The following is a 23,137-nucleotide window of genomic DNA, read 5'->3' on the forward strand; positions in this document are numbered from 1 at the left end:
TCCGAAATGAGTAGATTCGGCGCGAGAGGGAATTCGGAGAGTGCACATCACTACTCCCTGAGGAGCGTGCGCCCATGTCCACGGGAACGCTTCTGGCGATCATCATTCCGATCGTGGTGGTGATCGCTCTGGCCGCTGTGGCGGTCTCACTGCTGATGCGACGCCGTCACCTCCGTGAGCGCTTCGGTCCGGAGTACGAACGGACGGTCGAGGGATCCGACAGCCGGCTCTCCGCCGAGCGTGAGCTGAGGGAGCGTGAGCGGCGACACGACTCGCTGGACATCAAGGAGCTCCCCCCCGTCTCACGGGACCGCTACACGCGGGAGTGGACCAGCGTCCAGGAGGAGTTCGTCGACCGGCCGGAGGATGCGGTGCACGACGCGGACCGGCTGGTGACCTCGCTGATGCACGAGCGCGGGTATCCGACCGAGGGGTTCGAGCAGCAGATGAAGGACCTCTCGGTGGAACACAGTTCCACGCTGGAGCACTACCGGGCCGCGCACGAGGTGGAGGCCCTCTCCACCCGCAAGCGGGCGACGACCGAACAGCTGCGCGGCGCCATGGTGCACTACCGCGCCCTGTTCGACGAGTTGCTCTCCGACGGCGGCGGCCGGGCGCAGCACGCCCGGTCCTGACCACGATCAGCACTCCGCACGGAGGAACGCATGCACAGGAACGAGGACGCGGCCCGCACCGCCGGCGATCTTTCGACCGAGGACCTCGCCCAGCCGACGGCCACCGGTGCGGGCGCCGAACCGGAGGAACCACCCTCGGAAGCTCCGGTGTACCCCGGTGAGAGCACCGGGACGCCGGGCACCGGAACACAGGACGCGGAGGACACGGCCGCCGGCGGCGGGACCGGTACCGACGCCGACGCCTCGGCTCCGGAGAGTGCCGAGACCCCGGCCGCCACCGGCGCTCCGGCCTCGGACGACGAGGCTCCGCAGCTGCTGACGGACGACGAGGAGCGGACCTTCCGCGACCGCTGGCAGGCGATCCAGAACCGGTTCGTCGACGACCCCCGCGAGGCGGTGCACGACGCCGACGCCTTGGTGGCGGACGTCATGCAGACCCTGGCCTCCACCTTCGCCCAGCACAAGAAGGACCTGGAGAGCCAGTGGGCCGAGGGCGAGAAGGTGGACACGGAGGAACTCCGGGGAGCGCTGCGGCGCTACCGTTCCTTCTTCAACCGCCTGCTGAGCACCTGAGCCCCCGCGCCCGCCGCCCCCGGCGCCCCGCCCGGCTCAGGGCATGACCCGCGCGAGGTAGGGCGCCGTGGCGCCGGCCTCCGCCCGCGCCACCCGCTGCGGCGGGCCGGCCGCCACGATCCGGCCGCCCCGGTCGCCGCCGCCCGGGCCCAGGTCGATCACCCAGTCGGCGCCCGCGACCACCGTCATGTCGTGCTCGACCACGACGACCGTGTGCCCGGCGTCGACGAGCCCGTGCAGCCGCTCCATCAGCACCTCCACATCGGCCGGGTGCAGTCCGGTCGTCGGCTCGTCCAGCAGGTACAGGGTGTGGCCGCGGCGCCCGCGCTGCAGTTCGCTCGCCAGCTTGATCCGCTGCGCCTCCCCGCCGGACAGCTCGGTCGCCGGCTGGCCGAGCCGCAGATAGCCGAGGCCCACGTCGAGCAGGGTGCCCAGGCTGCGGGCGGCGCCCGGCGTGTCCGCGAAGAACTCCGCGGCGGCCTCCACGGTCAGGTCGAGCACATCGGCGATGCTCCGTCCCCGGTACGTCACCTGGAGCGTCTCGGGATGGTAGCGGGCGCCCCCGCAGTCCGGGCAGGGCGCGTACGTGCTGGGCAGGAACAACAGCTCCACGCTGACGAACCCCTCGCCCTGGCAGGTCTCGCAGCGCCCTCCCGCCACGTTGAAGGAGAACCGCCCGACCCCGTACCCGCGGGCCCGCGCCTCCTCGGTGCCGGCGAACACCTTCCGTACGACGTCGAACAGCCCCGTGTAGGTCGCCAGGTTGGACCGCGGGGTGCGTCCGATGGGCCGCTGGTCGACCCGCACCAGCCGCCCGACCCCCTCCAGGTCCTCGGTCAACTCGCCGATCAGGGTGGACTTTCCGGAGCCGGAGACACCGGTGACCGCGGTGAACACACCGAGCGGGAAGGCGGCCGTCACCTCGCGCAGGTTGTGCCGGCTCACCGGACCCACCGTCAGCCAGCCGCGCGCTTCGCGCACTTCACGCGCCGGCCCGGGAGACTCGTCGAAGAGGAACGCGGCGGTCGCCGACTCCTCGACCGAGGCCAGCTCGGCCGGCGGCCCGCTGTACAGCACCCGCCCGCCGTGCTCGCCCGCGCCGGGGCCCACGTCGACCAGCCAGTCGGCGCCGCGCACCACCTCCAGGTGGTGCTCCACCACGAACACCGAGTTCCCGGCCGCCTTGAGCCGCTCCAGCACGGTCAGCAGGGCCTCGGTGTCCGCCGGGTGCAGTCCGGCGGACGGCTCGTCCAGCACGTAGACGACGCCGAACAGCCCGGAGCGCAACTGGGTGGCGAGCCGCAGCCGTTGCAGCTCGCCGGCGGACAGGGTCGGGGTGGCCCGGTCCAGGCTGAGGTAGCCGAGGCCCAGCTCGACCACCGGCGCGATCCGGGACCTCAGGTCGGCCGTGAGCACCCGGGCCGTCTCGTCGCCGCCGTCGAGCAGTCCCGCGAGGTCGGTCAGCGGCAGCGCGGCCAGCTCGGCGATGGTCCGGCCGCCGAAGGTCACGGCGAGCGCCTCGGGCCGCAGCCGGCTGCCCCCGCAGGCCGGGCAGGGCGCGCTGGTCAGGAACCGTTCCGCCTTCGCCCGCAGGGTGGGCGACCTGGTGTCGGAGAAGGTCTTCAGGACGTACCGGCGGGCGCTCGTGTACGTGCCCTGGTAGGGCCGTTGGATGCGGTCCGCGTCCCGGACCGGGTGCACGGTGACGACCGGCTGCTCGTCGGTGAACAGGATCCACGCGCGCTGCTCGGCGGGCAGCTCCCGCCACGGCCGGTCCACGTCGTACCCGAGCGTGTCCAGGATCTCCCGCAGGTTCTTGCCCTGCCAGGCGCCCGGCCAGGCGGCGACGGCGCCCTCGCGGACGGACAGCGAGGGGTCCGGGACCAGCAGTTCCTCGGTGGTCTCGTGCACCTTTCCGAGGCCGTGGCACTCGGGGCAGGCGCCGGCCGCCGTGTTCGGCGAGAACGCGTCCGAGTCGAGCCGCTCGGCACCCGGCGGGTAGCTGCCGGCGCGCGAGAACAGCATCCGCAGCGAGTTGGAGAGGTTGGTGACGGTGCCCACCGAGGAGCGCGAGGTGGGGGCCGCGCGGCGCTGCTGGAGCGAGACCGCGGGCGGCAGCCCGGTGATCTCACCGACCTTGGGCGCCCCGACCTGGTGGATCAGCCTGCGCGCGTACGGGGCGACCGACTCGAAGTACCGCCGCTGGGCCTCGGCGTAGACCGTGCCGAACGCCAGCGAGGATTTGCCCGAGCCGGAGACACCGGTGAACACGGCCAGGACGTCCCGGGGGATGTCCACGTCGACGCCCTTGAGGTTGTGCTCACGGGCGCCGCGGACGCGGACGTACGGGTCCTGGGGGCTGTGCATCGGGGGATACTCCAACCGCCCCCGCCCGCTAGACCTGCGGAGGGTTGTCCCGGTCCTGCGGCCGGGTGCCGAACTCGTCCCGCAGCTTGTCCTGACCGGTGTCGACCTGCGACCGGTACTTGTCGCCGGTGCGCCGGTCGACCTGGTCCCCGCCCCTGTCGATGCCCTTGTCGGCCATGCCCTCGTGGCCCTTGAGCATGCCCTTGATCTTGTCCATGAAGGACATGACAGCCCTCCTCGTCGCGTTCAGGCCTGCCTCCCCAGGGTCACCGGCCCGGGCCGGAACCGCATCTCGAACGTCACGGCGGCTCGGCGGCTGGGAGGCTCGGGGGCCTGGTCGGCTCAGCGGCCCGGCGCGAAGAGCGCGGCGAGCCGCCGGTGTGAGTCCAGCAGGGCCGTGCGGTCGTAGGTGCTGGTGGTGACGAGCACCTCCTCGGCGCCGGTCTCCTTCAGCACCGACTCCAGCTCGTCGGCGACCTGCTCCGCGGTGCCGGCGATGTGCCCGGCGAGAGCGGACTCGTAGAGGTCCCGTTCCCGGGCGGTCATCGTACGGGTCTCGACCGCCTCGGCGGGGGCCAGCGGCGGGAAGGTGCCGTGGGTGCGGGAGTATGCCGTCGACCAGGCCTCGGGGACCAGCAGCCGGTGCGCCTCGGCCTCGGTGCCGGCGACCGCGACCGTGCCGGAGATCACCACGTACGGCTCGGACGCCCAGGGGGAGGGGCGGAACAGCGAGCGGTACTCGTCGATGCCGCGCAGCATCTTCTCGCGGCCGCGCAGGTCACCGATGACCATGGGCAGGCCTGCGCGGGCCGCGATCCGCGCGCCCTCGCCCATGGCCAGCACGAACGGCGGCACCCGGAGGCCCTCCGCGGGACGGGCGTGCACCCCGGCCGGCGAGCCGCCCGTGAACCAGCCCAGCAGTTCCCCGAGCTGCGCCGCGAAGTCCTCGGCGGCGCCCTTGTCCCGGCCGAGCGCCCTGCGCACCCCGTCCGTGAAGCCCACGGAGCGGCCGAGCCCCATGTCGATCCGCCCCGGGAACAGCGCCTCCAGCACCCCGAACTGTTCGGCGACGACCAGCGGTTGGTGGTTGGGCAGCATGACCCCGCCGGTGCCGACCCGGATGGTGCGGGTGGCCGCGGCGACAGCGGCGGCGAGCACGGTCGGCGCCGAGCCGGCGACCCCGGGCACCCCGTGGTGCTCGGACACCCAGAACCGGTGGTAGCCGAGCGCCTCCGCCTCCCGGGCCAGCGCGACGGTGTCCCGCAGCGCCTCGCCGGGCGGGCGGCCCTCGCGGGTGCGGGAGCGGTCGAGGACGGAGAACCGGGTCCGGCTGATCACTGAGCTGCTCACGCAGGGTTCAACGCCCTGCCGGACGCGGGATTCCCGCGGCTACGCCCGGTCGGTGCCCGGGCACGGACGGTGTGGCGCGGCGCGTCAGCGGTGTGGGGCGCGGGTCCGGATCGACGTGGTGCGCACCAGGTGCTCCCGGGCGTCGGCGGACTCGTGTCGTACCCCGGTGGCCGCCGGTGGCGCGGAGGTTGCCGGGACCCGTGGGCTGGCTAGGGTGGCGGTGTGACAGACAGCAGCAAGCGCCCGCTCGCCGTGTTCGACCTCGACAACACGCTTGCCGACACCGCCCACCGCCAGCACTTCCTGGAGAGCCGGCCACGCGACTGGGACGCGTTCTTCGCCGCCGCGCCCCAGGACCCGCCGCTGGCGGAGGGCGTGACGCTGGCCGTGGAGAGCGCCGGCGCGTGCGAGGTCGTCTACCTCACCGGCCGTCCCGAGCGGTGCCGCCGGGACACGCTGGACTGGCTCGCGGCCCACGGGCTGCCCGAGGGGCGCGTGTACATGCGGAGCAACGCCGACCGCAGGCCGGCCCGGTTCACCAAGCTGCAGATCCTGCGCCGGCTCGCCCGGGACCGGGAGGTTCGGGTGCTGGTGGACGACGACGAGCTGGTGTGCGACGACGCCGAGCGCGCCGGGTTCACCGTGGTACGGGCCCGCTGGGCCGCGAAGTCGCCCGCGCTGGAGGAGGCGCAGGAGCGTGAAGGGCGTACGTGAGACGCCGTACCGGGCGGCTCAGTCGGCGTCCTCCAGGCGGAAGCCCACCTTCAGGCCCACCTGGTAGTGCTCGACGCGGCCGTTCTCGATCTGGCCGCGGATCTGGGTCACCTCGAACCAGTCCAGGTTGCGCAGGGTCTGGTCGGCTCGGGCGATGCCGTTGCGGATGGCCTGGTCGAGACCTTCGTGCGAGGTGCCGACGATCTCGGTGACCCGGTAGGTGTGGTTCGACATGCGGGTGCTCCTCTCGTGTCACGCCGTACTCCACCGTGCCGTATCCGCGCTCCGTCCGCACGGCGTCGCCGGCGTACCGCCGGTAGCCCTTGACCTCCGCATTGGTCCATACCAAAATCCACCACACCCGTACGAGCCCTGCGCTCGTCCCCCACGTCGGGCCCCCCTTCCCTGTCCCAGCACCCCCGCCAGACAGAACAGGACCCCCCGTGAGACGACGTCTGCTCGCCCTCATCTGTGTCACCGGCGCCCTCGTCAGCGGCTGCGGGATGCTCCGCGGCGACCACGAGCGCAGGACCGTCACCGTGTGGCTGATGAAGGACAGTGCCTCCAAGGAGTTCCTGCAGCGGTTCACCGAGGACTTCGAACGCACCCACGAGGACCTGCGGTTGGACATCCGCATCCAGGAGTGGACCGGCATCGTCCAGAAGGTCCGCACCGCGCTGAAGGCCGGCTCCGGCGACGGCCCGGACGTCATCGAGGTCGGCAACACCCAGGTGCCGCTCTACGCCGACGGCGGCCGGCTCGCTGACCTCACCCTGGAGTCGATGCGGGACTGGGGCAAGGAGAAGTGGCTGCCCGGCCTCGCCCAGCCCGGCAAGGACGGCAACAAGCAGTACGGCATCCCCTGGTACGCGGCCAACCGCGTCGTCATCTACCGCAAGGACCTGTTCGACCAGGCCGGCGTCACCCGCCCGCCGGGGACCCGCGAGGAATGGCTCGCGGCCACCGAGAAGCTCGACTCCGGTGGCACGCAGGGCATCTACCTGGCCGGACAGGACTGGTACACGCTCTCCGGCTTCATCTGGGACGAGGGCGGCGACCTCGCCCGGGAGCAGGACTACACGTGGCGGGGCACCCTGGACACTCCGGCCGCGCTGCGCGGCATGGACTTCTACCGCCGGCTCCAGGCGCTCGGCAGGGGACCCGTGGACGCCGACGAGGAACACCCGCCCCAGGCCGGGGTGTTCGCCGGCGGCAGGGTCGCGCAGATCATCGGTGTACCCGGGCTCGCCCGGGCCGTCGTCCGGCAGAACCCGGCCCTGGAGGGCAAACTCGGCTTCTTCCCGGTGCCCGGCAGGACCGCCGGGCGGCCCGGCACCGTCTTCACCGGCGGCTCCGACCTGGTCGTCCCGCGCAACACCGACGACCAGTTCGCCGCGACCGCCGTCGTCGCGGCGCTCACCGGCGCCAAGTGGGACACCGAACTCGCCCGCACCATGAACTACGTGCCCAACAAGACCACCCTGGCCGGCGCGGTCGCGGGCGAGGAGGGGGTCGCCGCCATGGCCGCGGGCGCGGCACACGGCCGGGCGACCCCCCACACCCCTCAGTGGGCCGACGTGGAGGCCGACAACCCGATCAAGGAGTACATGACCCGGGTGCTGAACGGCGCGGACCCGGTGACCGAGGCCCGCCGCGCCTCCCGCAGGATCACCGAGGCGCTCGCCCCGAACGTCGGCTGACCGGCCCGGACCGGCTCACCGCAGCACGCTCAGCGACAGCGCGAAACGGCCCTGCGGGTCCGTCCACCAGTGGGTCAGCTCCAGGCCCGCGGCGGCCAGTTCAGCGGTCACGCCCTCCTTCCGGAACTTGGCCGACACCTCGGTGCGCAGCTCCTCGCCCGCAGTGAAGTGCACGGCGAGATCCAGTGCGGGCACCTTCACGGTCTGCGCGGTACGGGAGCGCAACCGCATCTCGATCCACTCCCGCTCGGCGTCCCACACGGCCACATGGTCGAACGCGTCCGGATCGAAGTCGGCGCCCAGCTCGCGGTCGACCACGGCCAGCACGTTCTTGTTGAACGCGGCCGTCACCCCGGCCGCGTCGTCGTACGCCTGCACCAGCACCCGCTCGTCCTTGACCAGGTCCGTGCCGAGCAGCAGCCCGTCGCCCGGGGCGAGCAGCGAGCGCACGGAGGCCAGGAACCGGGCGCGTTCGTCCGGCAGCAGATTCCCGATCGTGCCACCGAGGAACGCCACCAGCCGGGGCCCGGGCGTGGCGGGCAGGTTCAGCGGGGCGGTGAAGTCGGCGATCAGGGCGTGCACGTCCAGGTCCGGGCGCTCCTCGATCAGCGCCTGCCCGGCCTGGGTGAGGGCGCTCTCGCTGACGTCGACCGGGACGTACGCCGACAGGGGGAGCGCGTCGATCAGATAGCGGGTCTTCTCCGAGGAGCCCGAGCCCAGTTCGACCAGGGTGCGGGCACCGCTCGCGGCGGCGATCTCACCGGACCGGGCGGTGAGGATCTCCCGTTCGGCACGGGTGGGGTAGTACTCGGGCAGTTCGGTGATCTGCTCGAACAGCTCGCTGCCGCGGGCGTCGTAGAACCACTTCGGCGGCAGCCACTTGGGTGTGACGGTGAGGCCGTGCAGGACGTCGGCGCGCAGCGCGGCGTCCGTCGCGTCCTCGGGGAGCGTGCGGGTGACGTGCAGGGGGCTCAACGGCAGGGCTCCTTCGGTGATGCGGGCGCCGGTTCGTCCACGGGGGCGAGCAGCACTCCGGCGCGGCTCGCGGTCAGCGCGGTGCGGTCGGGGACCTCCTGCCAGAGGGGGTCGTCGTCGTACGGCTCGGAGGCGACGACGGTGCTCCGGCCGGGCTCCGTGCGGTACCAGAGCGAGTCGCCCCAGGCGGTGGCCGCGATCGTGGTTCCGTCGGTCAGCAGCAGGTTCAGACGGGAGGCGGGGGCCGCCAGGGCCAGTTGGCGCACCGTTTCGCCCAGGGCTTCGCCGGGCTCGTCGCCGCTGCGCAGCCGGTGCAGGACCAGCGCCCAGACGAACGCCGAGTCGGTGCGGGCCTGGAGCGACAGCAGGTCGACCGGCGGCAGCGCGGACACCAGGGGTGCCGCCGAGTCCGGCCAGCCCGCGATCACGCCGTTGTGGCTGAACAGCCACCGCCCGGCCGCGAACGGGGCCGCCGCGGCCTCCGCGTCGGCCCCCGCCAGGGTCGCGTCCCGGACGGCCGCGAGCACGGCACCGGAGCGCACCACCCGGCCCAGGTCGGAGAAGGACAGGTCGGCCCAGATGGGCCCGGCCCGCCGGTAGCGCGCCGGGACGGGATCGCCGGAGGTGTACCAGCCCACCCCGAAACCGTCGGCGTTGACCGTCCCGTACCGCTGCCGGCGCGGCGCCCACGACTGCCGGAACAGACTGTGCGGGGGCTCCGTGAGGATCCGGCCGAGCGGCTCCTCCGGGCCCAGATAGGCGAGGTGACGGCACATCAGACGGTCTCCGAGCGGGCGGTGCGGAACCCGGAGAAGATCTGCCGGCGGATCGGGTAGTCCCAGTTGCGGAACGTGCCCCGGCAGGCCACCGGGTCCACGGCGAACGAACCGCCGCGCAGCACCTTGTACTCGGGCCCGAAGAACACCTCCGAGTACTCCTTGTACGGGAAGGCCGTGAAGCCCGGGTACGGCAGGAAGTCGCTCGCCGTCCACTCCCACACGTCACCGATCAACTGCCGGACGCCGAGCGGCGATTCACCGGCCGGGTAGCTGCCGGCGGGGGCGGGCCGGAGGTGCCGCTGGCCCAGGTTGGCGTGTTCGGGCGCCGGGTCGGCGTCGCCCCACGGGTAGCGCCGGGAGCGGCCGGTGGCCGGGTCGAAGCGGGCCGCCTTCTCCCACTCCGTCTCGGTGGGCAGCCGCCGTCCGGCCCAGCGGGCGTAGGCGTCCGCCTCGTACCAGCACACGTGCAGCACCGGCTCGTCCGGCGGGACCGGTTCGGTGATCCCGAACCGGCGCCGCAGCCACTGGCCGCCGTCCCGCCGCCAGAACAGCGGGGCCGAGATGCCGTGCCGCCGGATGTGCGCCCAGCCCTCCGGCGACCACCAGCGCTCGGTGTCGTAGCCGCCGTCCTCGATGAACGCCTGGTACGCCGCGTTCGTCACCGGGGTCGTGTCGATCCAGAACGGCGCCACCTCCCGCGGGTGCGCCGGGCGCTCGTTGTCCAGCGCCCAGGGCTCGCCGGAGGTGCCCATCGTGAACGGGCCGCCGGGCACCAGGACTTCGGCGGGGCCGGTGAACAGCGGGACCGGATCCGGGTCCGGGGCCGTCAGGACCCGCGGGCCCTTGCGTAGCTGATGGGTGATCAGCATGGTCTCGTCGTGCTGCTGTTCGTGCTGGGCGATCATGCCGAAGGCGAAGCCGGCCTCGGTCAGCCGGGTGCCGTGGAAGTCGGCCGCCTCCAGCAGGTCGAGCGCCCGGCCGCGGACGTCGGCCGCGTACCGGCGGGCCTCGGCGGGCGGCAGCAGCGGCAGGGAGGGGCGCTCGGCCCGCGGGTGCTCGAAGGCGTCGTACAGGCTGTCTATCTCGGGCCGCATCGCCTCCCGGCCGCCGACCGCCCGGAGCAGCCACAGCTCCTCCTGGTTGCCGATGTGCGCGAGGTCCCACACCAGCGGGGACATCAGCGGGGAGTGCTGGGCGGTCAGATCCGGTTCGTCGACGCAGCTGGTCAGCAGGGTGGTGCGGGAGCGGGCGGTGGTGAGCGAGGCCAGTGCGCGCTCGCGCAGCGCCTCGGTGTCCGTCTCCTCGGCCTGGGTCTGGGTCTCGGGGGCGGTCATGTACGGATGTCCTTCCTCCGATGGGCGGTGCGGGCGCCCCCGGCCGGGCCGGAACGGGGCGGTTCTGTTGCGGGCAGCCGGTCCAGCAGGTCGTCGGCCGGGCAGCGGCCCCGGGCGACGAAGCGGTCCCGGAAGGCGGCCACGGCGTCGGTGACCCGGGCGGTGGCGCCCAGCCGGGGCAGCGCCTCCAGGGCCGCCGCGAAACAGATGTCGGCGGCCTCGCGCAGCTCCGGGTCGGCGAGCCCGAGCCGGGCCGCCTCCGCCCACAGCGGGTTGTGCGGCGCGGGCCGGTTCAGGTCCCGTTCGGCCAGCGGTTTCACGGTCCGGTAGGCGCGCTCGGCGGCCTCCGGGTCGTCGAACAGCGCCGCCGTCACCGCGAGCGGCACCAGCCAGCCGTCCGCTCCGGGCTGCGCGTCGATCATCCGCAGCTCCAGGTGGCCGCGCGGCCGGACCGGCGGGAACAGGGTCGTCAGGTGGTAGTCGAGGTCCGCGCGGGTGGGCGGCCGGGGCGACCCGGAGCGGGTCCACTCCCGGAAGGTCAGCTCCGCGGGCACCTCCCACGGCCCGCTCTCCCGGCGGACGCACATCACCGGCGAGTCCAGCACGTGCCGGGCCCAGGCAGCCCGTGGCTCGCCGTTCAGCGGGGGAGCGCCGGCCCGGCCGGCACCGATCTCCATCCACATCAGCTGCCGGGTGGACTGCCAGCCCGTGGGCCGCCGGCCCAGCAGCGGCGAGTTGGCGAACGCGGCCACCAGGACCGCGCCCAGCTGGTGCGCCAGCCACCAGCGCCTGGCGTGCCCCAGCGGGCCGGGCTCCTCGTGGCCGGCGTCCAGGCAGACCTGGACGGAGGCCGACAGGCACATCATGTTCCGGCCGGCCGGACCGTTGCGGTCCAGGCAGGCCTCCATGGCGTCGTAGCGCGGCTCGTGCAGGAACCTGCGGGGGGCGTGCCAGGGGTCGTGGCCGATGCCCGCGAGGCCGAGGCCGTCCTCCGCAAGGACCGCCCGTACGGTGTCCAGGTCGGCGGAGACGGTGTCGACGCACTCCATGAGGGAGGCGGCGGGCGGGGAGCTCAGCTCCAGCTGGCCGCCGGGTTCGACGGTGAGCGACGAATCCAGCGGTACGGCCCGCAGGGTGGCGTAGGCCGCTTCGAGTCGTTCGGGTGTGACCGGGAGCTGCGGCAGCTCCAGCGAGTGGACGAGCCACTCCAGCTCGACACCGAGGGTGCGGGGCGGCCCGGTCTTGAAGCAGATGCCCCGGACCAGGGCCTCCACCTCGGCCTCGGTGACGGCGGTGCGGTGCTCCGTACAGTCACCGCCGTCGCTCTGTGTATCGGACATGTCGGGTCCTCCTGAAGGTTCCACCATGCCAACCGGCCCGGGGTGGTGTCCGGGCAGGCGCTCGTCCCACCCAAGACCTTTCCGCCGCATCGCACAAGGGTGCCAACCGGGACGTTCCGGATCCGTCACCTCCGTTTCCTTGCGCGTTCCCGGGCCGTTCCGGGGCGGGAAACTCCGTTGCACCGCATCACCAGCATCACCCAGGATGCCTGCATGAGCACGACGGGGGAGACCGCGCAGGCCGCGTTCGTGGCGCCCACGGGGGTGGCGCCGTGAGCGCGCGCCTGCGCGGGATCGCCGCGGAGACGGAACGTATCGTCGCTGCGGGCTGGTACCGGGCGCCGGACGGGCGGGAGGTGCCGGTCGCGGACGCGGTCCGGGCCGCGCGGGCGGGCACCCGGACGTTCGGTCCCGCGCCGGTGCCGGTCGCGCCTGTCGGGCCCGCGAGCCGGACGGTCTTCGAGGTCACCGGCGAGAGCAGCCTGGAGGCGGCCCGCCGGCTGGCCGACGCCCCCGTCGCCGTCCTGAACTTCGCCTCGGCCCGGAACCCCGGCGGCGGCTACCTCAACGGTGCGCAGGCCCAGGAAGAGGCCCTGTGCCGTGCCTCCGCGCTGCACACCTGCCTGCTGACGGCCCGCGCCTTCTACGACCACCACCGCGCCGACCGCGACCCGTTCTACACCGACCGGGTGATCCACTCCCCGGCCGTCCCCGTCTTCCGCGACGACCGGGGCGTGCTGCTCGCCGAGCCGTACCACGCGGGCTTCCTGACGGCCGCCGCCCCCAACGCGGGCGTGATCCGCCGTACGGCCCCGGAGCGGGCCGCCGAGCTCCCCGGCGCCCTCGCCGTGCGCGCCGAACGCGTCCTGGAGACGGCCGCGGCCCACGGCTACCGCCGGCTGGTCCTCGGCGCCTGGGGCTGCGGCGTCTTCCAGAACGACCCGGCCCAGGTCGCGCACGCCTTCCGAACCCTGCTGGGCCCCGGCGGCCGGTTCGCCCACGCCTTCGCACACGTGGTGTTCGGCGTGCTGGACCGGACACCCGGGGCCGTGGTGCGGGAGGCGTTCGCACGGGCCTTCCCGGAGCCGGAGGCCGTGGCCGCCGAGGGCGGCCGTACGGAGCGGGCCGGTCAGGTCCAGCCGTAGCGCTCGTAAAGGCGCCGGCGGACCAGGTCGAAGCGCATCCGGTCCAGGGCGCACGCCTCGCGGCGCATGCCCTCCTCGTGGAGGCGCAGCACGCGGTCCACGGCCACCCAGGAGTCCCGGCCCGACCGGTCCCAGGGCCCGCTGCCGATCGCCACCCAGTCCCGGTCGCTGTCGTGCCGCCTGCTGGACAGCTGCACGGCGAGCAGCGTGCCGCCCGGCTCCCGGGCGACCACCAGCACCGGACGGTCCTTGCCCCGCCCGTCGTTCTCCTCGAACGGAACCCAGGTCCACACGATCTCCCCGGGGTCCGGGTCGCCGTCGTGGGCGGGGGAGTACTCGGTGCGCACCCGGCCGACGGCGCGCGGATCGGCCTCGGTGGTGGCGTGCGGGCCGTGACGGCCGGGGACGTTCTCAGCGGTTGACGTGGTCACGCAGGCACTCTAAAGGCTGCCCCTGAGAGGTGACGCCGTGGGCGGCTGTCTCCCGGAGGACGCTCAGTCGATACAGAACTCGTTGCCCTCGACGTCCTGCATCACGATGCACGAATCGTTGCCGTCGTAGAGGAGCCGCACGCGTACCGCGCCGAGCGGGACCAGCCGCGCGCACTCGGCCTCCAGCACGGCGAGGCGCTCTTCACCCACGAGCCCGGTACCGACCCGCACGCAGAGATGCACCCGGTTCTTGACGACCTTGCCTTCGGGCACGCGCTGGAAGAACAGCCGCGGGCCCACCCCGGTGGGATCACTGCACGCGCACCACGCTCCCCCGTCCTCGGGAGCCCGGGAGCGGTTGAACTCTTCCCAACTGGCGAACCCCGCCGGTGGCGGAGATATGACGTATCCCAGCACCTCGCACCAGAAGCGGGCGACGCGCTCGGGTTCCGCGCAGTCGAAGGTGACCTGGAACTGCTTGATCGCTGACACCAGCGCACCATACCGAACCGCACCGCCACGTCGGGCGCGTGCGAACTCGCGGCCGCCGTACGGGCGTTATCCCGTGGCGCCGGGCTGCGGGAGCGATGTGACGCCGGGGCGCGGGCCGATCCGCATGCCGGGGCGCCGGTCGTGCACGGTCACGTACGTCAGTCCGGTCCCGCCCGCGGTGATGCTGCGCGGAGCACCGTGCGGCAGCCAGACCAGGGCGCCCTCGGCCAGCGGCTCCGCCGCCTCCGCGGTGCCGTCGCCGAGCGTGCCGTCCCCGGCGACGACCAGCACCAGCACGTCCAACTGGGCCTCGGTGTGGGCCGTGACCCGTCCGCCCGGTGCCAGCCGGACCACGTTCGCGTCCAGTTGCCGCCCGCTCTCCGCCAGCTTCCACAGCACACCCGCCGGTACCGGAGGCGCCTCGGCCAGTGCGCGGGTGTCGCACAGGACGCGCGGGGCCGGGCTGTCGGCCGGTGCGGTGTCGATCGCGGGCGGCGTCATCTGGTGGTCCCCTCGGCTCTTCCGTTTCCCTGCCCTCGGTGCCCCTCCACTCTACAATTAATACAGGTACGATTCGTGAAAAAGAACCAGCAGGTGGAAGAGGGGTGTCCGGACGTGAGCACGCGGGAGAGCCCGCGCCGCCGGGAGGTGCTGGAGCTGCTGCGCACCGCGCCCGCGCCGCTCGGGGTCGCGGAGGCCGCCGAGCGGATGGGGCTCCATCCCAACTCCGTGCGGTTCCACCTGGACGCCCTGGTGGCCGACGGTCTGGTGGAGCGCCGGGCCGAGGCGTCCTCGGGACCCGGCCGGCCCCGCGCCGTCTACACCCCGCGCCCGGGCATGGACCGCGGCGGCCTGCGCGACTACCGGCTGCTGGCCCGCATGCTGCTCAGCCGGTGGGCCGCCGCCGACCCGGCCGAGGCGCGGGCGGAGGCCATGGAGACGGGCCGCGCCTGGGGGCGCTTCCTGGTGGACCCGCTCCCGCCGGACGAGCCGCCCACCGTCGAGCGGTCGATGACCGCGCTGCTCGCCCTGCTGGACGACCTGGGCTTCGCACCGCGACCGGAAGGGGGCGGTGGGTCCGGCGGGCCGCCGGAGCGGATCCGGCTGCGGCACTGCCCGTTCCTGGAACTCGCCGAGGAGCGGAGCGGTGTGGTGTGCCCGCTCCACCTGGGCCTGATGCAGGGCGCGTTGGCGCGGCTGGACGCACCGCTGACGGCCACCGCGCTGGAACCCTTCGCCGAACCCGACTCCTGCGTCGCCCACTTGACCGGATCGTCGGCCCGCTGACCCGTCGCAGGCGCGAGCCGTCGACTGCCCGCTCATGTCCCGCCGGGCCCGCGAGCGGTAGAACGTCCGCCCCTGCCCCACCGCTTCCTGCCGGCCGCCGCATCCGCAGCCCCGGACCCCTCCGACTATCGCCGCCCCCCGCGGAGAAAGGCCCCCGCCCATGAACGTCACCTCCGCCGCCACCGCCGGTGCGGTCAGTTTCGTCTGGCTCGGGATGGTGCTGGCGATCTCCTTCCTGGAGGCCCCGCTCAAGTTCCGCGCACCCGGCGTGACGATCCCCGTCGGGCTGGGCATCGGCCGGCTGGTGTTCCGCGCGCTCAACGCGGGGTGGAGGCCGTCCTGGCGGTCGCCGTGGTCGTCGCGGTCGGCCTGGGCGACGCCCCGGCCGGGATCGCCGGGCCGGCCGCGGCGGTGACGGCGCTCCTCGTCGCCCAGCTGGCCGTCGTACGCCCCCGCCTCAACCGCAGGTCGGACCGGATCCTCGCGGGTGAGGAGCTGCCCCGCTCGCGCAGCCATCCGTGGTACGTGGCGCTGGAGATCCTCAAGGCGGGCACCCTGGTCGCCCTGGGAGTCTCCCTGCTCACGGTCTGATCCCGTGGGACCGGACGGCCGGGCACGGGACAGACGGGGGCCACGGAACATGCCGGCACCGCGGGAGGTTCCGGGCCCAAGCCGACCGGCCGGCTCGTGCACGCGCGCGGCCGGGGCCCCGGTGAGGGGCCCCGGCCGTGACGGACGCCGCTGTCTCAGCCCTCCTGCTCCACGGGCACCTTCTGCGGCGGAGGAGTCACCAGCCCGTTGAGCGAGGGCGAACCACCGTTCACCGGCTGCCCGTTGTCGCCCATCGTCGCGAGCAGCTTGCGGGCCAGACCCAGGCCCGTGCCGCCCATGGTGAGCGCCTTCGCGAACAACTCGCCCATGCCGTCGGCGCCGTTGAGCAGCACCATGTTGTCGACGTTGCCGAACGCGGACGCGCCGGCCTCTACGATCTCCGGCCACTTCTCGGCGAGTTGCTGGGCGACGACCGCCTCCTGGTTCTCGGCCAGGGCCGCCGCCCGGGCCTTGATGGCCTCCGCCTCCGCCAGACCCTGGGCCCGGGTCGCCTCGGCCTCCGCCAGGCCCTTCGCCTGTGCGGCGGCGGCCTCGGCCTCACCGGTGGCCCGGGTGGCGGCGGCGCTGGCCGTACCCCGGGTCTTGGTCGCCTCGGCCTCGGCGGCCGCGGCGGTCTTCACCCGGGTCGCCTCGGCCGCCGCGGCCAGCTCCGTCTCCTTCGCCTTGGCCTGGGCCGCCGAGATCCGTGCGTCGCGCTCGGCCTCGGCCAGTGTCCGCTTCTCGTACGCCCTGGCGTCCGCCGGCTTGCGGACGTCGGCCTGGAGCTGCTGTTCGCGCCGGTGCGCCTCCAGTTCGGCGACCCGGGTCTCCTGCACGACGACCTCCTGCCGGGCCGCCGCCGCGGCGAGCGGGCCGGCCTGCTGGGCCTTCGCCGCCGCCTTGTCCCGCTCGGCCTGGTAGCCGGCCTGGAGGATCTCGCTGTCCCGGGTGGCCTCCGCCATCCGCGCGAACGACTGCTGTTCGGCCTCTGTGGCCAGCCGGTTCGCCTCGGCCTGCGCGATGCGCGCGTCCCGCTGGACGGCCGCCGCGTGCGGCATCGCCAGGTTCTGTATGTACCCGGTCGGGTCCTCGATCTCGTGGATCTGCAACGAGTCCACGATCAGACCGAGCTTCTCCATCTCGGTACCGCAGGCCGCCCGGGTCTGCCCGGTCAGCTTCTCCCGGTCGCGGATCATGTCCTCGACCGTCAACCCGCCGACGATCGACCGCAGATGACCGGCGAAGACGTTGTGCACCCGCTCCGACATGAGCCGCTGCTGGTCCAGGAACCGGCGGGCCGCGTTCGCGATCGACACGAAGTCGTCGCCGACCTTGAAGATGACCACGCCCCGCACCTTCAGCGGAATGCCCTGGTGCGTCACGCAGTCCACGTGCAGCTCGGTCTCGTTCAGATCCAGCGAGAGCTTGCGCACCGCCTGCACCCCGGGCAGCACCAGCGTGCCCCGCCCGGTGACGATGCGGAAGCCCATGCCCTCCTCAAGGCCCTCGGTGCGGTGCTTGGACCCGGAGATGATGAGCGCCTCGTTCGGCTCGGCCACCCGCCACATCATCTTGAACAGACCGATCAGTACGAGGACGGCAACGACGACCGCCCCCGCAACGACGCCGACAATCATCGGCATACGCCCCCTTTGCATGGTGCCCGTTCGGCACCGAACGAAGGGAGTGTGCGCCTGCCGGGGCCCCGGGTGAAGACGCCGGCGAATCCTTGTCGCAATCTTGACGCGCCGCCCTCACCTGGGGCGACGCGGGCTCAACCGTCGTACGCCGGCGTCACGTAGACCGTCCTGGGGGGCAGGTGCTCCACCACCATCACCACCGTCCCGGTCGCGATCCGGCTCCTGCCGTCGGCCGGATGGGCGAGGAAGTGCTCCGCGCCACCGCGCACCCGCACCATCACCTCGCCCACCAGACCGGGCCCGACCGTCCCCGTCACCCGCCCCATCAGCCCGACCATCGCCGCGTCGTCCATGGCCCCAGCGTACGGGCGGAACACCGTCACACGGCCGGGCTGTCCGCGTCCGCCCGCCGCGGCGGCCACAGCTCGTGCCAGGCCAGCTCCGCCTCCAACTGCGCGGCCAGGGACACCAGGCGCGGCTCGCTGTGGGCCGGGCCGAGCAGCTGCGCGCCCACCGGGAGCCCGGAACCGGTGAACCCGGCGGGCACGTTCACCCCCGGCCAGCCGAGCACGTTCCACGGCCAGGCGTACGGGCAGGCGGCGATGATCGCCCGGTCGGTGGCGAGCCCGCCGAGCCGGGCGAAGGCGCCGATCCGCGGCGGGGGCAGGGCGGTCGTCGGCGCGAGGATCACGTCGTACGACCCGAAGAACGCGCCGATCCGCCGGTGCAGCACCGCCTCGGCACGCCGGGCAGCTCGCAGCGGGACCCCGCCGAGCAGCCGGCCGAGCCGGGCCGCCCCCAGGGTGCGCGGGTCGAGCAGCGTGGGATCGGGTGCCTCGCTGACCCACTCGGCGATCCCGGCGGTGGCCCGCGGCACGAAGGCCAGCCCGATCTGCCCGTACGGCGGATCGGCCTCCTCCACCACGTGCCCCAGCCCGGCCAGTCTGTCGGCGAGTTGGACGACCCGGGCGCGGATCTCCGGGTGCAGCCGAGCGGGTACGGCGGTGAACGGCGGCTTCAGGGACAGGGCGATGCGCAGCCGGCCCGGGTCGCGGCCGACCGCGTCCGCCACCACCAGCGCGGGCGGCCGGTGCGGGTCGCGGTCGTGGTTGCCGCCGGCCGCGTCCAGCAGCAGGGCCGCGTCGGCGACCGTACGGGCGAGGGTGCCGTTGACCGTGATGCCCTGGAAGGACTCGGCGCGCGGCCAGGTCGAGATGCGGCCGCGCTGCGGCTTGATGCCGATCAGATGGGTCCAGGAGGCGGGGATGCGTACCGAGCCGGCGCCGTCGGAGCCGAGCGCGGCCGGGACCAGCCCGGCGGCGACGGCGGCGGCCGACCCGCCCGAGGAACCGCCCGGCGTGTGCCCGGTGTCCCACGGGTTGCGGGTCTCGCCGAACGCCGGGCCCTCGGTGAACGGCCACTGCCCCAGCTCGCAGGTGTTGGTCTTGCCCACGATCACCGCACCGGCCGCGCGCAGCCGCCGTACCGCCTCCCCGTCCGAGGCCGCCGGCGGGAACTCACCCCGGCAGCCGAACGCGGTCGGCTCGCCCGCCACGTCCATGTCGTCCTTCACCGCCACCGGCACCCCGAGCAGCGGGCGCCGCACACCGGCGGCCAACTCCCGGTCGGCGGCGTCCGCTTCGGCGAGCGCGGCCTCGGCGCGTACGATCCGGAAGGCGTTCAGCGTCGACTGCGTCGCCTCGATCCGCGCCAGCGCCTGCTCCACCAGCACCCGGGAACTCACCTCCCCGTCGGCGAGAGCACGGCGACTCTCCGCGAGACCCGCGGCACGGTCAGGCGTCATGGGGAGCACCTCCGGGAGGCTCCGGGCACGGTTTCTACTGAACGGTAACCTCAGATCGGGGTGCGCGTACGGTTTTCGCGCGGGTGTTTTCCACGGGGCGTGGCGGCGATCTCTGGACGCTACAGTCTTCTCGTGTGTGCCACATCACACAAAGGTGCTCGGCGGGCCCCTGATGACGTGTGCCCGCGGGGAAGTCACAGCGATCTGGGGGGATTGTTCGTGCGTGAGATGGTGAAGGGCTCGAATGCGACGCTCTCTGCCCTGAGCGACGACGTCGGCTCGGTGCTCGTCAGCCTGCGCTGGGCCAGCCCGAGCGGCGAGGGCGACGCCGACGTGTCGGTCCTGTTGCTGGGCCCGGACGGCAAGGTGCGCAGCGATGCCGACTTCTACTTCTACAACAACCCGGTCGCGCCCGACGGCAGCGTGCAACTGCTCGGCAAGGCCCCTGCGGAGCAGGGCGACGAGGACCGGATCGGCTTCGACCTGACGGCGGTACCCGAGGACGTCGACAGGATGATCGTCGCCGCGAGCCGGTACGGCGGCGCCCGCTTCGGTGAACTGGAGGACCTCACGGTCACGTTGTCCGACGGGACCGGTGAGGCACTCCTCCGGTTCGCGATCGACGACGCCGCAGCGGTGAGCGCGGTCATCTTCGGCGAGCTGTACCGCCGGGACGGCGCCTGGAAGTTCCGTGCCGTCGGGCAGGGCTACGCCGACGGCCTGGCCGGTCTGGCGACAGACTTCGGCGTCGACATCGACGACGACGCGGCGGAGGGATCCGCTCTGGACGAAGGGACGGCCGAGGAGGAGGACACGGCGGTCGAGGCCGCCGCAGCCGGTCCGGACCCGGCGACCGCGTTGCCCGCCGTTCCCTCACCCCGCAGGTCCGCGGAGACCGCCCCGGCGCCCGAGCCGGCGCCTCGCCCCCGCACGGCCAAGAGGAAGATCACACTCCCCAAGGCGGCGAAGAGGTCTCTCGCCGAGCACGAGTCCTGGAGGGAGGCCAGGCTGTTCCCGGTCTCCGCGCTCAAGAGCGACCGGGACCGAGAGGCCCGCGCGACCTCGGTGCTGCTGTCGGTCATGGCTCAGGTGCCGGAGTTCGGCAGGCGGCTCGTGGCCGGGTTCGGAGCGCCGGCGGGCCGCATGGAGACGTTCGTCGAGGTGTCGCTGCCGCACGGAGACACGCCACGGCGGCCGGACGGGGTCGTCCGGGTGGAGCGGGCGGGGAAGCTGTGGACCGCGCTGGTCGAGACGAAGACCAACGGCAACGTGCTCAAGAGCGAGCAGGTCCAGGCGTACATGGACATCGCCGCGCGCCGCGGCTACGAGGCCGTGATCACCCTGTCGAACGACGTGGCACTGGAGGGCAGCCCCCTGGTGGACGTCAAGGTCGACGGCCGGCGCAAGCACAAGGTGGCCCTGTGGCACCTGTCCTGGGCGGAGGTCACCTACCACGCCCAGCTGCTGATCCGGCACGAAGGCGTCGGCAACGCGGCGCACGCGTGGCTGCTCCAGGAGCTGCTCCACTATCTCCAGCACGAGAACTCCGGCTGCCACGGCTTCCAGAACATGGGTCCGGCCTGGGTGCCGGTGCGCAACGGCATCGATGACGAGACCCTGTGCCAGGGCGACCCGAGGGCGCTGGAGGTCGTGGAGAGCTGGGAACGGCTCATCCGCCAGGTGTGTCTCGGGCTCGGTGGCGAACTCGGCCGCAAGGTGCTCCCGGTGCAGCGGGGCAAGCGGGGCAGGGATCCCCGGGAGCTACGACGGACCCAGGCCGACCAACTGTGCCTGCACGGCCGGCTCCAGGCCGAACTCCGCATCGACGGCACATCCGGTGTGCTGTCGGTCGGCGCGGACCTGCGCACCGGCAGGCTCCGGGTCTCCACCGACATCCCGGCACCCGACCAGGGCTACCCCCTGACATGGGCCAAGAGGCTCGTGCGCCGGCTGGCGGAGGCACCGGCCGATCTGCACATCGAGACACTGGTCGACGGTGAGACAGGCGGACCGAGGGGAACGCTGGAACGGCTGCGTCCCGAGCCGGCGGACCTCCTGCCCAAGGCCGACGGCACCCGGATCACCGGCTTCCGCCTGTCCCTGTTCAAGAGCATGGGCAGTGGCCGCGGCAACGCCGAGACCGGCTTCATCCGCAGCGTCGACAACGCCGTCCAGAGGTTCTACGGCAGCGTCGTGGTGCACTTCGACCGAACGCCGCGGCGGACACCCGCCACGGAACAGGTCGCGTCCGGCTGAGGCACCGCCTCCCCGCGCGGCAGCGCGACGACAGCCACGGGTTCACCCGAGCAGTCGGTGCGGCCATGGGGTCGACCCGGTAGCAGGCGCGGCCACGGATTCACCCGGGCAGCGGCGCGGCCACGGGTTCAACCCAGTAGCCGGCGCAGCCAGGCGATCCGTGCCGCGCGGGCCGTGCGGGACAGGGAGGCCTCCGGGGCGAGGGCGTCGAAGCCGTGGCAGCCACCCGGCCAGACGTGGAGTTCGGCCACGCCGCCGGCCTGCCAGATGCGGGAGGCGTAGCCGACCACCTCGTCCCGGAAGGTCTCCGCCGAGCCGACGTCCAGGAAGGCCGGGGGCAGGCCGGCGAGATCGGTGGCGCGGGCGGGGGCCGCGTACGGGGAGACTTCCGGGCCGCCGCGACGGTCACCGAGCAGCGCCGTCCACGCGGTCTCGTTGGCGGTGCGGTCCCACACGCCACAGCCGGCCATCTGACGGCTGGAGACCGTGTCGTTGCGGTCGTCCAGCATCGGGCACATCAGCAGCTGGCCGAGCGGGCGCGGGCCCCTGCGGTCCCGGCAGAGGAGGGCGAGCGCCGCCGTCAGCCCGCCGCCGGCGCTGGCGCCCGCGACCACGATCCGGTCCGGGTCGCCGCCGATCTCCCGGGCGTGCTCCGCGGTCCACAGCAGTCCGGCGTACACGTCCTCGACCGGTGCCGGGTGCGGATGTTCGGGCGCCAGCCGGTACTCCACCGACACCACCACCGCGCCCAGTTCGCCGGCCCAGGCCAGCGGTTCCGTCACCCCTGCCCGGTTGGTGCCGGCCACCAGGCCGCCGCCGTGCACGTGGTAGATCACCGGCAGCCCGGCCCCGGCGGGCGCGGCCGTGGGCCGGCACACGAGGAGGGACACGTCGGGGGCACCCTGCGGTCCGGGCACCGTACGGTCCTCCGCGTCGAAGGCGCCGTCCACCGTCACGTCGACCATCCCGAGGGCCGCGCCGCGCCGGGCCGCCTCGACGTCGTCCGGGGTGAGCCCGGGCGCGATCACCTCCCGGAACGACTCCAGCACGGTGGCGAGTTCCGGATCGAACGGCGGCGGGACCAGGGACATCGCTACTCCTCCCATGACTGGCCGACTCGTGGGTGGCACCCACCCACCGACCGACCGGCCGACTACGGCGGTTCACCGGCGCGCCGGGCGGTGACCGGGGTGCTGCTCGGCGGGCGCGCCTGCCGGCGACGGCCGGCGTTCGTACCCGGCCACGGCGGCCGGGGTCCGTCGTCCGCTGAACCTCCCCTCTCCGGCGGCGGCCGGCGCCCCGCCTCACGGCGCCGCCGGCCGGGTACCGCCGCAGGGAGCCCCCGTCGGGTGCGCCGCCCCGGCGTACACGGTCACCAGCCGTCTACCCCGTCGCGCCCGGACGACGACCTGCCGGCGTCACGATGTGCCGGGCCGGGGTTGTCGCGGCGGGGACGGCGTGCCGTCAGGTGCCGGAGCAGCCGCCGGTCGCCGGGCGCTCGCCGCGACCCAGCGGCGGCAGCGCGGGCGCACAGGCGGCGGCGCACAGGCCCGCACCGGTCGGCCCGAGCAGGGTCACCAGCAGCGGGCGGGCAGCCGGTCGCCGAGCGGGACGAGCGGGAAGCCGCCCGCCGCGCAACAAGGGCCGGTGCCGAGACATGCGGCAGGGCCGGAGCCACGGCGGCTCCGGCCCTTGCGGGGGTCGTACGGCTGGGGGCCTGCGGG

The 23,137-nt window shown here is 73.7% G+C and carries 22 protein-coding genes and 1 pseudogene; 8 read left to right on the plus strand and 15 right to left on the minus strand.

The annotated features are described in order from the left end of the window. Positions 1 to 74 precede the first annotated feature (74 nt). Positions 75 to 635 carry a hypothetical protein gene (locus S1361_RS34845; RefSeq protein ID WP_208035817.1) on the plus strand — a complete coding sequence of 187 codons (561 nt, stop codon included), beginning with the start codon at positions 75 to 77 and terminating at the stop codon, positions 633 to 635. A gap of 30 nt (positions 636 to 665) precedes the next feature. Continuing rightward, positions 666 to 1,208 (plus strand): hypothetical protein, encoded by a 543-nt coding sequence (locus S1361_RS34850; RefSeq protein WP_208035818.1) that lies wholly within the window; start codon positions 666 to 668, stop codon positions 1,206 to 1,208. Positions 1,209 to 1,244: 36 nt separating this feature from the next. Here the strand turns inward: S1361_RS34850 and S1361_RS34855 are convergent, their stop codons facing one another. The 3 genes from S1361_RS34855 to S1361_RS34865 form a co-directional block, all read right to left on the minus strand. Next, positions 1,245 to 3,575 (minus strand): ATP-binding cassette domain-containing protein, encoded by a 2,331-nt coding sequence (locus S1361_RS34855; protein WP_208035819.1) that lies wholly within the window; start codon positions 3,573 to 3,575, stop codon positions 1,245 to 1,247. 28 nt (positions 3,576 to 3,603) lie between these two features. After that, positions 3,604 to 3,801 (minus strand): antitoxin, encoded by a 198-nt coding sequence (locus S1361_RS34860; protein WP_208035820.1) that lies wholly within the window; start codon positions 3,799 to 3,801, stop codon positions 3,604 to 3,606. A gap of 116 nt (positions 3,802 to 3,917) precedes the next feature. Continuing rightward, on the minus strand, positions 3,918 to 4,925 hold the full coding sequence (locus S1361_RS34865; protein WP_208035821.1) for an LLM class flavin-dependent oxidoreductase: 1,008 nt from the start codon (positions 4,923 to 4,925) through the stop codon (positions 3,918 to 3,920). Positions 4,926 to 5,147: 222 nt separating this feature from the next. On the opposite strand from S1361_RS34865, the gene S1361_RS34870 reads away from it, so the two are divergent. Beyond that, positions 5,148 to 5,639, plus strand: a complete 492-nt coding sequence (locus tag S1361_RS34870) for a phosphatase domain-containing protein (protein ID WP_208035822.1) — start codon at positions 5,148 to 5,150, stop codon at positions 5,637 to 5,639. 18 nt (positions 5,640 to 5,657) lie between these two features. On the opposite strand, the gene S1361_RS34875 is transcribed toward S1361_RS34870, so the two are convergent. Further along, positions 5,658 to 5,873: a dodecin gene (locus S1361_RS34875; protein WP_208035823.1), complete on the minus strand. Its 216-nt coding sequence runs from the start codon at positions 5,871 to 5,873 to the stop codon at positions 5,658 to 5,660. A gap of 209 nt (positions 5,874 to 6,082) precedes the next feature. Between S1361_RS34875 and S1361_RS34880 the strand changes: the two genes are divergently transcribed. After that, complete coding sequence (locus tag S1361_RS34880) at positions 6,083 to 7,339, plus strand: extracellular solute-binding protein (protein ID WP_208035824.1); 1,257 nt, start codon at positions 6,083 to 6,085, stop codon at positions 7,337 to 7,339. Positions 7,340 to 7,354: 15 nt separating this feature from the next. On the opposite strand, the gene egtD is transcribed toward S1361_RS34880, so the two are convergent. Genes egtD through egtA form a run of 4 tightly spaced genes read right to left on the minus strand, consistent with a single transcriptional unit; the run spans position 7,355 to position 11,767 of the window. Then, complete coding sequence (gene egtD / locus S1361_RS34885; RefSeq protein WP_208035825.1) at positions 7,355 to 8,314, minus strand: L-histidine N(alpha)-methyltransferase; 960 nt, start codon at positions 8,312 to 8,314, stop codon at positions 7,355 to 7,357. After that, positions 8,311 to 9,090, minus strand: a complete 780-nt coding sequence (gene egtC / locus S1361_RS34890) for an ergothioneine biosynthesis protein EgtC (RefSeq protein ID WP_208035826.1) — start codon at positions 9,088 to 9,090, stop codon at positions 8,311 to 8,313. The genes egtD and egtC overlap by 4 nt, the downstream gene beginning before the upstream one ends. Further along, positions 9,090 to 10,427 (minus strand): ergothioneine biosynthesis protein EgtB, encoded by a 1,338-nt coding sequence (gene egtB, locus S1361_RS34895; RefSeq protein WP_208035827.1) that lies wholly within the window; start codon positions 10,425 to 10,427, stop codon positions 9,090 to 9,092. The genes egtC and egtB overlap by 1 nt, the downstream gene beginning before the upstream one ends. Next, positions 10,424 to 11,767, minus strand: coding sequence for an ergothioneine biosynthesis glutamate--cysteine ligase EgtA (gene egtA / locus S1361_RS34900; RefSeq protein ID WP_208035828.1), 1,344 nt, complete (start codon positions 11,765 to 11,767; stop codon positions 10,424 to 10,426). The genes egtB and egtA overlap by 4 nt, the downstream gene beginning before the upstream one ends. Before the next feature lie 272 nt (positions 11,768 to 12,039). On the opposite strand from egtA, the gene S1361_RS34905 reads away from it, so the two are divergent. Further along, positions 12,040 to 12,912: a TIGR02452 family protein gene (locus S1361_RS34905; RefSeq protein ID WP_208035829.1), complete on the plus strand. Its 873-nt coding sequence runs from the start codon at positions 12,040 to 12,042 to the stop codon at positions 12,910 to 12,912. On the opposite strand, the gene S1361_RS34910 is transcribed toward S1361_RS34905, so the two are convergent. The 3 genes from S1361_RS34910 to S1361_RS34920 form a co-directional block, all read right to left on the minus strand. Then, on the minus strand, positions 12,897 to 13,343 hold the full coding sequence (locus S1361_RS34910; protein WP_208035830.1) for a type II toxin-antitoxin system PemK/MazF family toxin: 447 nt from the start codon (positions 13,341 to 13,343) through the stop codon (positions 12,897 to 12,899). The two genes, S1361_RS34905 and S1361_RS34910, sit on opposite strands and share 16 nt — an antisense overlap. Positions 13,344 to 13,406: 63 nt before the next feature. After that, positions 13,407 to 13,835 (minus strand): VOC family protein, encoded by a 429-nt coding sequence (locus S1361_RS34915; RefSeq protein WP_208035831.1) that lies wholly within the window; start codon positions 13,833 to 13,835, stop codon positions 13,407 to 13,409. Positions 13,836 to 13,901: 66 nt separating this feature from the next. After that, the gene (locus S1361_RS34920) at positions 13,902 to 14,336 is read right to left on the minus strand and encodes a cupin domain-containing protein (protein ID WP_208035832.1); all 435 of its coding nucleotides are present in this window, start codon (positions 14,334 to 14,336) and stop codon (positions 13,902 to 13,904) included. Between the two features lie 114 nt (positions 14,337 to 14,450). On the opposite strand from S1361_RS34920, the gene S1361_RS34925 reads away from it, so the two are divergent. After that, a complete protein-coding gene (locus S1361_RS34925) occupies positions 14,451 to 15,122 on the plus strand; it encodes a helix-turn-helix transcriptional regulator (protein ID WP_208035833.1) in 672 nt (223 codons plus the stop codon). A gap of 160 nt (positions 15,123 to 15,282) precedes the next feature. Continuing rightward, a pseudogene (locus S1361_RS34930) lies at positions 15,283 to 15,713 on the plus strand (hypothetical protein). A 155-nt stretch (positions 15,714 to 15,868) separates the two neighbouring features. Here the strand turns inward: S1361_RS34930 and S1361_RS34935 are convergent. The 3 genes from S1361_RS34935 to S1361_RS34945 form a co-directional block, all read right to left on the minus strand. Continuing rightward, positions 15,869 to 17,356 (minus strand): SPFH domain-containing protein, encoded by a 1,488-nt coding sequence (locus S1361_RS34935; protein WP_208035834.1) that lies wholly within the window; start codon positions 17,354 to 17,356, stop codon positions 15,869 to 15,871. Positions 17,357 to 17,487: 131 nt separating this feature from the next. Then, on the minus strand, positions 17,488 to 17,706 hold the full coding sequence (locus S1361_RS34940) for a hypothetical protein (protein WP_208035835.1): 219 nt from the start codon (positions 17,704 to 17,706) through the stop codon (positions 17,488 to 17,490). 26 nt (positions 17,707 to 17,732) lie between these two features. Next, positions 17,733 to 19,157 (minus strand): amidase, encoded by a 1,425-nt coding sequence (locus tag S1361_RS34945; RefSeq protein WP_208035836.1) that lies wholly within the window; start codon positions 19,155 to 19,157, stop codon positions 17,733 to 17,735. Positions 19,158 to 19,385: 228 nt separating this feature from the next. On the opposite strand from S1361_RS34945, the gene S1361_RS34950 reads away from it, so the two are divergent. Continuing rightward, the gene (locus S1361_RS34950) at positions 19,386 to 21,413 is read left to right on the plus strand and encodes a TerD family protein (protein WP_208036905.1); all 2,028 of its coding nucleotides are present in this window, start codon (positions 19,386 to 19,388) and stop codon (positions 21,411 to 21,413) included. A gap of 128 nt (positions 21,414 to 21,541) precedes the next feature. Here S1361_RS34950 and S1361_RS34955 read toward each other — a convergent pair whose 3' ends face one another. Next, a complete protein-coding gene (locus S1361_RS34955) occupies positions 21,542 to 22,504 on the minus strand; it encodes an alpha/beta hydrolase (protein WP_208035837.1) in 963 nt (320 codons plus the stop codon). Positions 22,505 to 23,137: the final 633 nt, after the last annotated feature.

The organism is Streptomyces cyanogenus, from assembly GCF_017526105.1.
In the GTDB taxonomy this organism is placed as follows: Bacteria; Actinomycetota; Actinomycetes; order Streptomycetales; family Streptomycetaceae; genus Streptomyces; species Streptomyces cyanogenus.